The following is a 12,497-nucleotide window of genomic DNA, read 5'->3' on the forward strand; positions in this document are numbered from 1 at the left end:
ATCATCTGGTCATGGCATTTAATTATCAGTTAAAGAGAAGCCGGCGCCGCCGGAGTGTTGGGATCACCGTTGATCCGAGGCGCGGGGTTGCCGTGGCCGCTCCGTTTTGGGTCAGCCAGGCGCAGATCAACGAGGTGCTGAAGGACAAGCAAGCGTGGATCGAAGAAAAGCTTGCTCTTTTCGCCGCGCAACCGGCTTGGCAAGAAAAGACTTTTCAAGAAGGCGAACTGCTTTTGTTCTTAGGCCGGGAATACCAGTTGCGGCACGATCACGCGCTGGCCAAAGGGGTATATTTGCAGGCGGAGCAAGTTGTTGTCAGTCCCGGGCCAAGAAAGGATCCCCGATCAATCAAAAAGCTGATCCGCGCCTGGTATTATTCGGCGGCCGGGAAAATTCTGGCCGAGCGGATCGCGTTCTACTCGTCAAAGTTAGCCGTTTATCCCGGGAAGGTTGCGGTCAAGGAGCATCGCCGGCAATGGGGGAGCTGTTCCCGAAAGGGGAACCTTAATTTTAATTGGAAACTGGTGATGGCTCCGCTGGAGATCGTCGATTATGTCGTTGTCCATGAGTTAAGCCACCTCCATTATCTCAACCATTCCAAGCTGTTTTGGGCCAAGGTCGCGTCAATTGTTCCAAATTATAAAGAACGGCGAAAATGGCTGAAAACCCACGGGCTGAAACTGGAGCTGTAGCCTCTTTCATGCGCCTAATCCGGCCGGTCAAAAAATTCACTGAAATTATTACGACGACAAAGCGAAAACGTAGTACTACTTCATGAGAGGAGACGACGATGTTTATTTCTGGTTTTTCCCCGATTAGGGTGCGGCCGCGGGCGATCGCCGGCGGCGGACCACAAGCTAGCCGGCCGAAGCAGGAGGCTGCCGCTTCACGTTCAGACTCCGGCACTTACACGATCTCTTTTTCACGCAACGGCAAAGTCGGGCACGGCTCCGATGGTCCGATATACGGCAAAGCCAAAGTTTTATTGATAAGCGGCGACGACAAACTTATCAAGAAGATGGAAGGGTTGATCTCCGGCCTTGATCACGAATATTTATTCTTGCCGCCGAACAATGAAACGCTGTTATTGCTCCGCAACGTTCAGGTCAACCTGACGATCATCGACGTCGGGAAGAAGGAGCTGGCCGACGAAATGGTCGAACGGATCAAGCACCAGTTGCCCGGCGCCAAGATCATTGTTTTGACCGAATACGATCCGGTTGAAGCGGGGGGGGCCGTTAAAGCCAGCCAAAATGTTGACTGCTATTTGGAAAAAAAAGAGGCGGAAAACGGCCTGCCTTTCTTGATCGAATTATTGCTTAGCCAGCAGCAGCTCGAGTTCGAAAGGAATAAAGCCAGAGAGGTCGCCGCGGAACAAACCCGGCTGGCGGATATCGGCTTGGGGGCGGCGGCGGTCGCGCACGAGATCAACAACCAACTGACCGGACTGCACGGCGCCCTTTATCTGATCGGCGAAGCGCTTAATCGGGAAGGGGCGGCTCTTGCCAGTTATAAAAAAATCAAGGGGTATATCGACGGAGCATTAACCGGCCTGGAGCATATCAAAGCGATCATTCAGACGATTCAGGATTTAGGCCGGGGGAATGCCGCTGATTCGCTTTACTCGATCAATGAGGTGGTTCTGGGGGTTAAAGCCTTGAGCGCTGCCGACTTGCGGCGGAAGTCAGTCGTTCTGCAGATGGAAATGGACGAAAGCAATCCGATGGTTTTTGGTAAAAAGCAGAAATTAATGCAGATCGTTTTGAACCTGATAAATAATGCCTGCCATGCCGTCGCTGAAGAAGGGAAAATTATTGTCATGACCAAGAGAACGGAGGATGGGATCAGTTTGGCGGTCAGTGATAATGGGTCAGGAATAGCGGCAGAGGCGTTGCCCCACATTTTCAAGCCGTTTTATACGACAAAATCAGAAAAAGAGGGGACCGGGCTGGGTTTGTATATTGTAAGGAAATTGGTGGAAGAACTTGGCGGAACGATCAGCGTCGCGACCAAGATTGGCGGAGGGACGACCTTCACAGTCTTTATCCCTCCGACCACAAATTAAAAAAGACTAAACGATCCGCGGGAAAGACTACTTTTTACTCAACCAGTTCATCATCTTGCGGAGTTCCCCGCCGACTTTTTCGATTAGATGCCCCTTATCTTTTTCCAGCAGGGCTTTGAAGTTCTTCTGGCCGGACTTGCTCTCCGCCAGCCACTCTTTGGCAAAGGTCCCGTTTTGAATATTGGTGAGGGCCGCTTTCATCCGGGCTTTGACACCGGCATCGATGATCTTCGGCCCGACGGTGACATCCCCCCATTTGGCGGTATTGCTGATCGCTTGGCGCATCCCCCAGATCCCTTTGGAATTCATCAGGTCGACGATCAGTTTCAATTCATGCAGGCATTCGAAGTAGGCCATTTCCGGCTGGTACCCGGCTTCGACCAGGGTTTCAAACCCGGCTTTGACCAGGGCGGAGGTCCCGCCGCAAAGGACGGTCTGTTCGCCGAAAAGGTCGGTCTCGGTTTCTTCTTTAAAGGTTGTTTCAAAAACGCCGGCCCGGGTCCCGCCGATCCCTTTGGCATAGGCGAGCGCGGTCTGCTTGGCTTTACCGGAGGCGTCCTGATGGATAGCGATCAATGAAGGAACGCCGGCTCCCTGTTCGTACATGATCCGGACCATCGGGCCCGGTCCTTTGGGGGCGACCATGACGACATCGACATCTTTCGGCGGCACGATCTGGCCGAAATGGATGTTAAAGCCGTGGGAGAACATCAGGGTCTTTCCCGCCTTCATAAATGGGGCGATCTCTTCTTTGTAAACGTCCCCTTGGATCTCGTCCGGGATCAGGATCTGGAGAATATCGGCTGCTTTGGCCGCTTCGGCGATCGTCAAAACCTTCTGGCCGTCCGATTTCGCTTTCTCCCAGCTGGCGGAGTCGTTCCGCAGAGCGATAACGACGTTCAAGCCGCTATCTTTCAGGTTGAGCGATTGGCCTCGTCCTTGCGAGCCGTAGCCGACAACGGCGATCGTTTTCCCCTTTAATACGTTAAGATCAGCGTCCTGGTCATAATAAACTTTTGCCATAATTGTCCTCCTCAAATCGTAGATAAAATCTCAAAATAAGTTGTTTAATTATAACATAGCGAGATAAATAGCGCAAAAAGAGAGCGAACCGCCTTACCTAAAATTACCTGAAATTGTTTCGGAAAGACAATGATAATGGTTAGGACGAAGTCTTTGAATATATTTAAATTGGAGGAAATTTATGATTATTGGAACGACGGCAAAGATGACTGCGAGCGCGAGAGGGATCTTACAACATACTTTAAAGGTTAAACCGGGGGAACGGGTTTATGTGACCCATGACGCTCCTCGCGCTGCCGTTGGGGCGGCTTTTATTTCAGCGGCGAAGGATTTGGGACATGAAGTCAGGTCTTTTGATCTGGGAGAACGCAGATTCGAGGATGGCGGGATCGACAATTTGCTGGCCAGCGTATCCGAAGGTGGCCCTTATGTGTTTGTTAATACGTTTACCAGCGGGGTAACGAGAGAGGGCAAGCCCGAAACACCTTTTAGGATTCAACTCTTATCCTATCAAATAGGCCGAAAGCTGGCCGAAAAAATGAAGGATATTCCTCGTCATCTTATCCCGATTGGGCAACAAAGCCGGGTCATGCATTCTCCCGGCATAACCGACGAAGCCCTTCAGTGGGACGTCGATTATGGCATTATGGCGCAAAGGATGGCAGTCTTAAATGAAGCCTACCAAGGGGCCAAAGCAGTCAAGATTGAAACTCAACGGGGGACCTCTTTGATGTTAGGCATTGGGAACCGGCCGTTACATTGCGAATTAACAATTGAGAAACCAGGCACGTTCGGGAACTGGCCTCCGGGCGAAGCGTATTTTGCCCCGCTTGAGGATTCGGCCAATGGGATTGCCATTGTTGACGGGACGATCGGCGACTTTGGCGTCCCCGCGGCGCCGATTAGGTTTGGCTTTCGCAACGGGGTAATTAAAAATATTGAATATTTAGGGCAGTCGCGGACAGACCTTTTCTTAACCAGGCTGCTGGATGCCATCTGGCAAAAGGACGATCCCCAAGCGGCGGTGATTGGCGAGCTGGGGATCGGCGTGGCCGATTTCCCCCAAACCGGCGAAATGCTGTTCGATGAAAAAATATACGGCACGGTCCATTTTGCGGCGGGAGGAAACGAAGAGTTTGGCGGAGTGAATACCTCACAAACCCATCGTGATCATTTAATGTGGCACCCGACGCTGACCCTGATAGACGCGGACGGTTCTTCGAGGGTCGTCATGAGGGACGGCAAGATAGTTTAAATTACTCGGCGCTGCCGCGCAGGAGGCCGATGACGCCGGTCCGGACAAGTTCGCGGACGCCGAATTTGGCGAGCAGTTTTTCCGCGCCCGCCACTTTGTTCTCGTCCCCGACGATCTCGATGGTCATCGAGGTTTCGGCTACGTCGACGATCTTCCCCCGGAAAATATCGACGATCTGGGTGATCTCCTGGCGGGTCTTATCGTTAGCCGCGACCTTGATCAGAACGAGCTCTCGTTCGATCGCTTTATCGGCTGGCAGGTCAAAAACTTTCATGGTATCGATCAGCTTATAAAGCTGTTTGATGATCTGTTCCAAATCCTGTTCGTCCCCTTCGGCGACGATCGTCATCCGGGAGACTTCCGGGGTTTCGGTGGTGCCGACCGCCAGGCTTTCAATATTAAAGCCCCGGCGGGCGAAAAGCCCCGCGACCCTGGTCAGGACCCCCGGTTTATTCTCAACAATAACTGATATTATATGTCTCATGTAATTACCTCTAGTCAATAATCATTTCATTGATCGCCTGGCCGGGCGGCACAAAGGGGTAAACGTTTTCCTCTTTGGCCGTGATAAAGTCGATCAGGACCGGGCGATCGTTAATGGCGAACGCTTTTTCAATGGTCGGACGGATCTCTTCTTCTTTGGTGACCCGGAAGCCGACCGCGCCGTAGGCTTCGGCGACTTTCACCAGATCGGGGTTGTTGCAGAGCTGGGTGTGGGAATAGTGCCGATCGTAGATCAGTTCCTGCCACTGGCGGACCATGCCGAGAAAACAGTTGTCGAAAACAAAGATCTTGATCGGCAAGCGATGGTTGACCGCGGTGGTCAATTCCTGGATGTTCATTTGGATCGAACCGTCGCCGGCAATGTCGATCACCAGCGCGTTAGGCCTGCCGAACTGGGCGCCATTGGCGGCTGGGAGGCCAAAGCCCATCGTTCCCAACCCGCCGGAGGAGATCCAGTTCCGGGGTTGGTCGTATTTATAAAACATCGCGGCCCACATCTGGTGTTGACCGACTTCGGTGACGATAATCGTTTCCCGATCCTTGGTCAGCGCGTAAAGTTCTTCCAGAATGAACTGCGGTTTCAAGCCCCCTTCTTTCTTGTAAGAAAGAGGATACTTGGCCTTCCATTCGTTGATCTGGTCAAGCCAGGCCTGGTTCTTTTCTTTGTCCCCAAGTTTGGTCAGGATCGCCTGCAGGACGTTTTTCACGTCGCCGACGATCGGGACGTCGACCCGGACATTCTTGCCGATCTCGGCCGGATCGATATCGATATGGATGATCTTGGCGTTGGGGGCGAACCGGGCAATATGGCCGGTGACCCGATCGTCAAACCTGGCGCCGACGGCAATTAAAAGATCGCATTCGGTTACGGCGTAATTGGCGTAAGCGGTCCCGTGCATCCCAAGCATGCCTAGGGAGAGTTCGTGGGTCCCGGGAAAACCGCCGATCCCCATCAAGGTGGTGGTGACCGGGAAATGGCACTTTTCAGCCAATTCCCGCAGTTCTTTGGCCGCCTCGGATGCGACTACCCCGCCGCCGGCATAGATGACCGCTTTTTGTGCCGCCTGGATTGCTTTGACTGCCATAGCGATCTGTTTAGGGTGCCCTTCATAAGTTGGCTTATAGCTTTCCAGCTCTATTTTGTCCGGATATTTGTATTTGATTTTATTGACAAAGATATCTTTGGGAATATCGATTAAAACCGGGCCGGGCCGACCGGTCCTGGCAATATAGAACGCCTCTTTAATGATTCGCGGCAGGTCCTCGGTCTTTTTGACGAGATAGTTATGCTTGGTGATCGGCATGGTGATCCCGGTCAAGTCCGCTTCCTGGAAAGAATCACGGCCGAGGAGAGGGGTCGCAACCTGTCCGGTGATGGCGACCATCGGAATCGAGTCCATGTAAGCGTTGGCGATACCGGTGATCAGGTTGGTGGCGCCGGGGCCGGAAGTGGCCAGGCAAACCCCGACTTTGCCGGTTGCCCGGGCATAGCCGTCGGCGGCGTGGGCGGCTCCCTGTTCATGGCGAACGAGGACGTGTTTGACCCCTTTAAAGGAATACATGGCGTCATAAAGCGGCAAGACGACTCCGCCGGGGTAACCGAAAATAATCTCGACCCCTTCGTGTTTTAACGACTCCAATAAAGCTTGCGCGCCGGAGATTTCCATACGCTAATTTTAGCATAGAAAATGGGCGATTTCAAAATTAAGCCTGGTAAAGTGAAATTTTTCCCAAAAAGGGTTGATATTAACTTGTATGTCAATCAAGTTGCCTAAAATTTCAATTGATCTAAGCCGATTAAGCAGGGTCGCCCCTCGGCCGGCGGCCGCTTCGCCGCTCGACTTCCCTCAAGCGATCGGCAAAGTTTGCGCGGCCTTTTATCAAACCACCGGCGCGACTTTGGTCCCTGTTTTGGGGGCGAAGGGGCGGACATTGGCAGTTGTGCCGCCAAAGGTTTTTGTGCCGATTTCGTCGGGGCGTGAAGAGAATTTAGGGCACCTGTCGCGCCTCGCGGAGGAGCTGACCCTCATTTTGATCGATCCAAAAAGATGCAACGAGCATAATTTGCCGCTGCACAATTTCGCTTTTTTGCCCGGGAGTGAGGCTAGGGTGAGGATTTTTCAGGAAAGGGTTAGAAGTTTAACCAGCCTGATGCCCGGAAAAGGAGCGGAGTTAAACGCGTTTCGTTGTGTCGAGAAGGCGAAAAGGGAGCTGGCAGTGTGCGAAAGAGCGCTGGAGTTTTTGCCTGCCGAGTTTCCGTTCAACGAGTATTTCAGGAAATATAGGCTTGCAACCGTGTTGGATGGCTTAATGCATGTGTTTGTAAATGGCCACGCGGTGAAAGAAGAGAGCCTGGACAGCAGTTTTGACCGCCTGGCGGAAATCGCGCTTTATACCGTGCTGTGCATGAAGATCAATCCAGCGGAGAGAAAGTTGCATACTGAAGTCAGCGCCAGGATCGGGGACTTAAGCAACAGAAAGACCGGCCTGGCCGCTTTTGAAGAGGTTTGGCAGCGCCAGCCTGCTGATCAGGGCGATCGAATTGCCGAATTAGCAAGGCAGGGAAGCAGTCCGGAGATAATGATGGGGGAATTAGAAAAAGCAAGGCGGCAGCTCATTCGAACCAGGGCGCAGAGAGATGAATTTGAAGTTCAGGTCTTAATTACCCACAGCGCGATAATACTACAGCAAAGCTATCTAAGGTTTTTCCACGTTCTTAGGGCGCTTTCCGGCGCTTACGCCGTTGTCCCGATGCACAGCAACTCTTAAATCTACTTAAGAACTGCCCCGGTACTCGCCGAAGTAACCAGCTTTTGATATCTGGCCAGCCAGCCGGTTTCGAACTTTGGTTTCGGTTCTTTCCACTGCCGCAGCCGCAGATTGATCTCCGTATCGCTTAATCTAACGTTCAACTTCCGGTTGGGAATATCGATCTCAATAATATCGCCGTCTTTAAGGATGGCGATCGGTCCGCCGGCCGCCGCTTCCGGAGAGACGTGGCCGATGCAGGGGCCGCGCGATCCGCCGGAAAATCGGCCGTCGGTAATCAGGGCGACCGATTCGGACAAGCCCATCCCCGCGATCGCCGAAGTCGGGTAAAGCATCTCTCTCATTCCCGGCCCCCCTTTGGGCCCCTCATAGCGGATCACGACGACATCTCCCGATTTGACTTTGCCGCCGAGGATCGCTTTCTGGGCGGCATCTTCGGAATCGTAGACCTTGGCTTTGCCGGTGAACTTCATCATTTTGGCGGCGACGGCGGCTTGTTTGACCACCCCGCCTTCCGGGGCGAGGTTCCCTTTCAGGATCGCCAGGCTCCCTTCCTTGTGATAGGGGTTGGCGGTTGAGCGGATGATCTCTTTGTCGAAAACTTCTCCGGCGGCGGCGATTTGCTTGATCGTCAGACCGGAGACGGTTGGATTATCAAGGAGCGCTTTTTGCAGAACATGCATCGCCGCCGGGACCCCGCCGGCGTGTTCGAAGTCTTCCATGAAGTGATTGCCGCTGGGGCGCAGGCTCGTGAGATGCGGGGTCGCTTTGCTGATCTCGTCAAAAAGCTCGAGCGGCAGTTTGATCCTGGCTTCCCTGGCGATCGCGGTCAGGTGCAATACGGCGTTCGTTGACCCGCCGAGCGCCATGTCGATCCGGATCGCGTTGGTAAAAGCCTTCAGGTTCATAATCTTGCGCGGGGTGATATTCTTTTCGACCAATTCGACGATCCTCTGGCCGCTTTGGTAAGCGATCATTTTTTTCTTGGCTGAAACGGCTAGCGCGGTCCCGCAGAAGGGGAGCGACATGCCGAGCGCTTCCCCGGCACAGGCCATCGTGTTGGCGGTGAACATCCCGGAACAGGAACCGGCGCCCGGGCAGGCGTTTAGCGTCAACCCTTCGAGATCTTTTTTAGTGATCTTTCCCTGCTTGAAAGCGGCTTCGGCTTCGAAAGTGTCGTGGACGAGGTCGAGCCTGGTCATTTTATAACAACCGGTCAGCATCGGCCCGGCGGTGACCAGGATCGTCGGGATATTGAGCCGGGCGGCCGCCATCAGCATGCCGGGGGTGATCTTATCGCAAGCGGTCAGCAGGACCAGCCCATCGAGCTGATGCGCTTCGGCGACCGATTCAATGGTATCGGCGATCAGTTCGCGCGAAGGGAGGGAATAATACATTCCCTTGTGCCCCATGGCGATCCCGTCGCAAATAGCCGGCAGGCCGAAGGTGAAAGAGACGCCGCCGCCGGCGTGGATCCCTTTTTCGATCACTCTTTCCAGCGCGCGCATGTCAACGTGGCCGGGGACAAGGTCAGTAAAGCTCGAAGCCAGCCCAATGAAGGGCTTTCTCATTTCTTCCGGCGAAACTCCGGTGGCGTGGATCAAGGCGCGGATCGGGGCCCGTTTTTTCAAGGCGTCGCTTCTCATTGGTTTTCCTCCTCAAGTGATTGGGCGATCCATTTAAGCGCCCCTTTAGCCGGCAAGATCCCTTCTTCGATCGTCGGCTGGCCGGTTCTCTTCCCGGTGGCGGTCAGATAAGCGATCTTCCCGGCACGTGTTTTAATGCCGGCCAATCTGGCCTGTTTAAGCGCGTCCTCGCTCAAGTGCGGGACGATACCGAACGCTCCCAGTCCGTGAATGTCCTTCATCAGGCAACCTCCGGCGGCAAGATTGTGACCAGATCGGCGGTCTGGGCGTGGTCCATAAAATAACGCACGATTTTCCGAAAGCGGGCCAGTTCTTTTTCGCCGCCGATCTTTTTTTCGACGTAGATCTTTTGGTCGTGAACGTTATAATCGAGGACCTCGAACGGTGCGCCGCTTTTTGCCTGATAGACGACGACCCAATGGCCGTCGTCCAGCCCCAGCGCGACCTTGCTGCCGTCGGGAAGGGTCAGCTCTTCATTGCGGAAGGCGATCGTGCCGATAAAATCCTGGTCCACGGCCTCGACATTGTTAAGAAATTCGGCGATTTTAACCACGAGACAATTATAAAGCAAGCGGGGGGCAGACTCAAACCTTATTTATATTTTGCCTCTTTTCCTAATTCTTTTAATAGAGCGTTGACTTCTTTTTCCATCTCGATCATTTTTAGTTCCCGTCCGGCGGCGGTATTGCTGATCAGGGAGAGCATCTCCAGCTCTTCCTTCATTTTCCCTTCGGTTAATTTCCGGCCGGTAACGTCCTGGACCGCGACCAGGACCATCTTTTGGCCGTTTACTTCGATCGCTTTGATCCAGACCTCGGCCGGGAAAAGTTCGCCGCTCTTTTTCTTGTTTTGCGCTTCGGTAAAAAATTCCCCTTTTTCCAGGACCATTTTTACCAGGTCGGGAAAAGAGGCCGCGACTTGAGGCGGGACCAGCGCGGCCGTGTTAAGCCGGAGCATTTCGTCCTTGGTATAACCGAACAATTTGGCGGCGGCGGCGTTGCAATCGATGATTTTGCCGTCGAGCGATTCAATGAAGATCGGATTGGGCGAGACCTCAAAAAGAGTTTTAAAGCGAGCTTCGTTCTCGGCCAGCCGTTGGTCCGCTTGTTTGCTGTCGGTCACGTCAAAAAAGACCCCGTCGATATAAAGGGCCTTCCCCAGGTCGTCGTAGACCGGGCGCCCCCGGTGGCTAAGGTACTTTACTTGGCCGGTCTTGTGGATGATCCGGTATTCGATCCGGAACGGCTTGTTGTAATAGACCGATTCTTTGAGCGTATCCATGACCATCTGTTTGTCGTCGGGGTGAATGATCGGTTCGATCGTGCAAAGGCCGTCCTTCATTAATTCCTGTTCCGTGTAGCCGGTCAACGGGGCCAGCATGTTGTTGAAGAGCTGCATTGCGTGCCCTTTTTCCAGATGACAGCGAAAAACCAGTCCGGGAAGATTTTCCGCCAGCGTTCGGTATGCTTCCTCGCTTTTTTTAAGTTCCGCCTCCCTGTTTTTCCTTTCGGAAATATCGGTCCAGGTGCCATAAATCAGCTTGCCATCCGGCGTGCCGATGGAAGTTAAATTGACCTCGACCGGGAAGGTCGATCCGTCCCGGCGAAGATGGATCCATTCAAAGCGGGTCGAGCCCTTGGTGGTCGCTTGATTGATCTCCAGGATGTTTTTTTCTTTTGAAAGTTGGCCGTCCGGTTGTTTTTCCGGTGAAATGTCGACCGGATTCTTGTTTAAAAGTTCGTTTAGGCTTTCCAGTCCGAGCATTTTCAGCGCGGTCGGATTAGCGTTGATGAAATGACCGTCCTTAAAAATCAGGGAAGGAGTGGTTGATTTCTCGAACAGGTCCTGAAAATATCTTTCCGCTTTCAGCTGCGACCATTCCGCTTTCCCCCGGAGCCGCATCTCCCGAAAAGCGACCAGAAAGAGAGTGACGGCGCTGAAGAAAACGAACAGGCTCCCCTTGTAAGTTTGAAAAATCGATAATTGTTGGCGCGAACCGGAAAGCAGTTGAGCGATAAAGTCTGTCGAGACGACCCATATATGCCGAAGGCCGCGTAGACAACGGCAATCCGCAGGGCGGGACTAAAATCTTTGTTCCTCATAGGGCACCCCCCAATAATATAACGTCGAAAGTCTAGCACTTGAATGAAATATGTTCAATGCTTAAACCGCGTGCTATACTTTCATCATGTTGCGCTATTTGACCGCTGGTGAATCCCATGGTCCGGCCTTGGTCGCCGTTCTCGACGGTTGCCCGGCCAATCTTCCTTTATCGTCCGATGATTTGAGCGTCGATTTAGGGCGTCGTCAGGGAGGGTATGGGCGTGGAGCGAGAATGGGGATAGAAAAGGATGTCGCCCAAATCCTTTCCGGGATCAGGAACGGCCTGACCATCGGGAGCCCGATCGCCCTCTCCATCGGCAACAAGAGCACGGAGTTTTTTGCTAAACCGATCTCCCAGATCCGGCCCGGCCATGCCGATCTGGCGGGGGCCATTAAGTATAACCAAAAAGATATTCGCAACATCCTCGAGCGCGCTTCCGCCAGGGAAACGGCCGGGCGTGTTGCTGTTGGAGCGATCGCCAAAAAACTCCTGGCGCAGTTTGCCATTAAAGTGGAGAGCCGGCTGGTTCAGGTTGGCGGGACGACCGGGGAAGACTCGATCAAAGCCGCGATTGACCGGGCTCGGGAAGCCGGAGACACTTTAGGGGGCGTTTTTGAAGTGATCGTTAGCGGAGTTCCGGCCGGCATCGGAAGTTATGTCCAGTGGGATAGGCGAATGGACGGCAAATTAGCCGCCGCGTTGATGGCTATCCCGGCGATCAAAGGGGTGGAGGTCGGCCTTGGCTTTGCCGCCGCTTCTTTGCCCGGCTCCAAAGTCCACGATGAGGTCTTTCATGAGCAAGACCGCGGTTTTTATCATAAAACCAATCATGCCGGAGGGCTGGAAGGCGGGGTGACCAATGGCGAGCCCATAGTTCTCCGCGCCGCCATGAAGCCGATCTCAACTCTGAAAAACCCGCTTGATTCCGTTGATCTGGTCACAAAAAGCAAAACGAAGGCTTTTGTTGAGCGTTCCGATGTCAGTGCGGTAGAGGCGGCGGCGGTGGTCGGCGAGGCGGTGGTTGCCCTGGAAGTGGCCAACGGTTTCCTGGAAAAGTTCGGCGGCGACAGCCTCGAAGAGTTAAAGGACAATTTTTCCTCTTATCAAAAACGCCTTTCCATGCTATAATAA

General features: G+C 53.5%; 12 protein-coding genes. 5 read left to right on the forward strand and 7 right to left on the reverse strand.

All coding sequences use genetic code 11. From position 1 onward, the window contains the following. Positions 1–11 precede the first annotated feature (11 nt). A complete protein-coding gene (locus tag WC772_05150) occupies positions 12–692 on the forward strand; it encodes a SprT family zinc-dependent metalloprotease (GenBank protein MFA6170139.1) in 681 nt (226 codons plus the stop codon). A gap of 98 nt (positions 693–790) precedes the next feature. Next, a complete protein-coding gene (locus WC772_05155) occupies positions 791–2,065 on the forward strand; it encodes a HAMP domain-containing sensor histidine kinase (GenBank protein MFA6170140.1) in 1,275 nt (424 codons plus the stop codon). A 27-nt stretch (positions 2,066–2,092) separates the two neighbouring features. On the opposite strand, the gene ilvC is transcribed toward WC772_05155, so the two are convergent. Continuing rightward, entirely contained in the window at positions 2,093–3,088 is a 996-nt protein-coding gene (gene ilvC / locus WC772_05160) for a ketol-acid reductoisomerase (protein ID MFA6170141.1), read from the reverse strand. A gap of 181 nt (positions 3,089–3,269) precedes the next feature. On the opposite strand from ilvC, the gene WC772_05165 reads away from it, so the two are divergent. Beyond that, on the forward strand, positions 3,270–4,343 hold the full coding sequence (locus WC772_05165) for an aminopeptidase (protein ID MFA6170142.1): 1,074 nt from the start codon (positions 3,270–3,272) through the stop codon (positions 4,341–4,343). A gap of 1 nt (position 4,344) precedes the next feature. Here the strand turns inward: WC772_05165 and ilvN are convergent, their stop codons facing one another. Beyond that, positions 4,345–4,827 (reverse strand): acetolactate synthase small subunit, encoded by a 483-nt coding sequence (gene ilvN / locus WC772_05170; GenBank protein ID MFA6170143.1) that lies wholly within the window; start codon positions 4,825–4,827, stop codon positions 4,345–4,347. A 10-nt stretch (positions 4,828–4,837) separates the two neighbouring features. Further along, entirely contained in the window at positions 4,838–6,514 is a 1,677-nt protein-coding gene (ilvB, locus tag WC772_05175) for a biosynthetic-type acetolactate synthase large subunit (protein MFA6170144.1), read from the reverse strand. Positions 6,515–6,602: 88 nt separating this feature from the next. Here ilvB and WC772_05180 point away from each other — a divergent pair, with 88 nt between their 5' ends. Next, complete coding sequence (locus tag WC772_05180; protein MFA6170145.1) at positions 6,603–7,616, forward strand: hypothetical protein; 1,014 nt, start codon at positions 6,603–6,605, stop codon at positions 7,614–7,616. A gap of 2 nt (positions 7,617–7,618) precedes the next feature. Here the strand turns inward: WC772_05180 and ilvD are convergent, their stop codons facing one another. Genes ilvD through WC772_05200 form a run of 4 tightly spaced genes read right to left on the reverse strand, consistent with a single transcriptional unit; the run spans position 7,619 to position 11,164 of the window. Beyond that, on the reverse strand, positions 7,619–9,262 hold the full coding sequence (gene ilvD / locus WC772_05185; GenBank protein ID MFA6170146.1) for a dihydroxy-acid dehydratase: 1,644 nt from the start codon (positions 9,260–9,262) through the stop codon (positions 7,619–7,621). Next, positions 9,259–9,483 (reverse strand): hypothetical protein, encoded by a 225-nt coding sequence (locus WC772_05190; protein ID MFA6170147.1) that lies wholly within the window; start codon positions 9,481–9,483, stop codon positions 9,259–9,261. The genes ilvD and WC772_05190 overlap by 4 nt, the downstream gene beginning before the upstream one ends. Next, the gene (locus WC772_05195; protein ID MFA6170148.1) at positions 9,483–9,815 is read right to left on the reverse strand and encodes a hypothetical protein; all 333 of its coding nucleotides are present in this window, start codon (positions 9,813–9,815) and stop codon (positions 9,483–9,485) included. The genes WC772_05190 and WC772_05195 overlap by 1 nt, the downstream gene beginning before the upstream one ends. Positions 9,816–9,853: 38 nt before the next feature. Beyond that, positions 9,854–11,164 carry a PAS domain-containing protein gene (locus WC772_05200; protein ID MFA6170149.1) on the reverse strand — a complete coding sequence of 437 codons (1,311 nt, stop codon included), beginning with the start codon at positions 11,162–11,164 and terminating at the stop codon, positions 9,854–9,856. A gap of 286 nt (positions 11,165–11,450) precedes the next feature. Here WC772_05200 and WC772_05205 point away from each other — a divergent pair, with 286 nt between their 5' ends. After that, positions 11,451–12,494: a chorismate synthase gene (locus WC772_05205; protein ID MFA6170150.1), complete on the forward strand. Its 1,044-nt coding sequence runs from the start codon at positions 11,451–11,453 to the stop codon at positions 12,492–12,494. The last annotated feature ends 3 nt before the right edge of the window (positions 12,495–12,497 follow it).

The organism is Candidatus Margulisiibacteriota bacterium (assembly GCA_041661965.1).
GTDB lineage: Bacteria > Margulisbacteria > WOR-1 > O2-12-FULL-45-9 > XYB2-FULL-48-7 > XYB2-FULL-45-9.

Bases quoted from the DNA above. Each gene is read 5' to 3' on its own strand.
- WC772_05150 (MFA6170139.1), top strand. From the start codon at position 12: ATGGCATTTAATTATCAGTTAAAGAGAAGCCGGCGCCGCCGGAGTGTT.
- WC772_05155 (MFA6170140.1), top strand. From the start codon at position 791: ATGTTTATTTCTGGTTTTTCCCCGATTAGGGTGCGGCCGCGGGCGATC.
- ilvC (MFA6170141.1), bottom strand. From the start codon at position 3,088: ATGGCAAAAGTTTATTATGACCAGGACGCTGATCTTAACGTATTAAAG.
- WC772_05165 (MFA6170142.1), top strand. From the start codon at position 3,270: ATGATTATTGGAACGACGGCAAAGATGACTGCGAGCGCGAGAGGGATC.
- ilvN (MFA6170143.1), bottom strand. From the start codon at position 4,827: ATGAGACATATAATATCAGTTATTGTTGAGAATAAACCGGGGGTCCTG.
- ilvB (MFA6170144.1), bottom strand. From the start codon at position 6,514: ATGGAAATCTCCGGCGCGCAAGCTTTATTGGAGTCGTTAAAACACGAA.
- WC772_05180 (MFA6170145.1), top strand. From the start codon at position 6,603: ATGTCAATCAAGTTGCCTAAAATTTCAATTGATCTAAGCCGATTAAGC.
- ilvD (MFA6170146.1), bottom strand. From the start codon at position 9,262: ATGAGAAGCGACGCCTTGAAAAAACGGGCCCCGATCCGCGCCTTGATC.
- WC772_05190 (MFA6170147.1), bottom strand. From the start codon at position 9,483: ATGAAGGACATTCACGGACTGGGAGCGTTCGGTATCGTCCCGCACTTG.
- WC772_05200 (MFA6170149.1), bottom strand. From the start codon at position 11,164: ATGCGGCTCCGGGGGAAAGCGGAATGGTCGCAGCTGAAAGCGGAAAGA.
- WC772_05205 (MFA6170150.1), top strand. From the start codon at position 11,451: ATGTTGCGCTATTTGACCGCTGGTGAATCCCATGGTCCGGCCTTGGTC.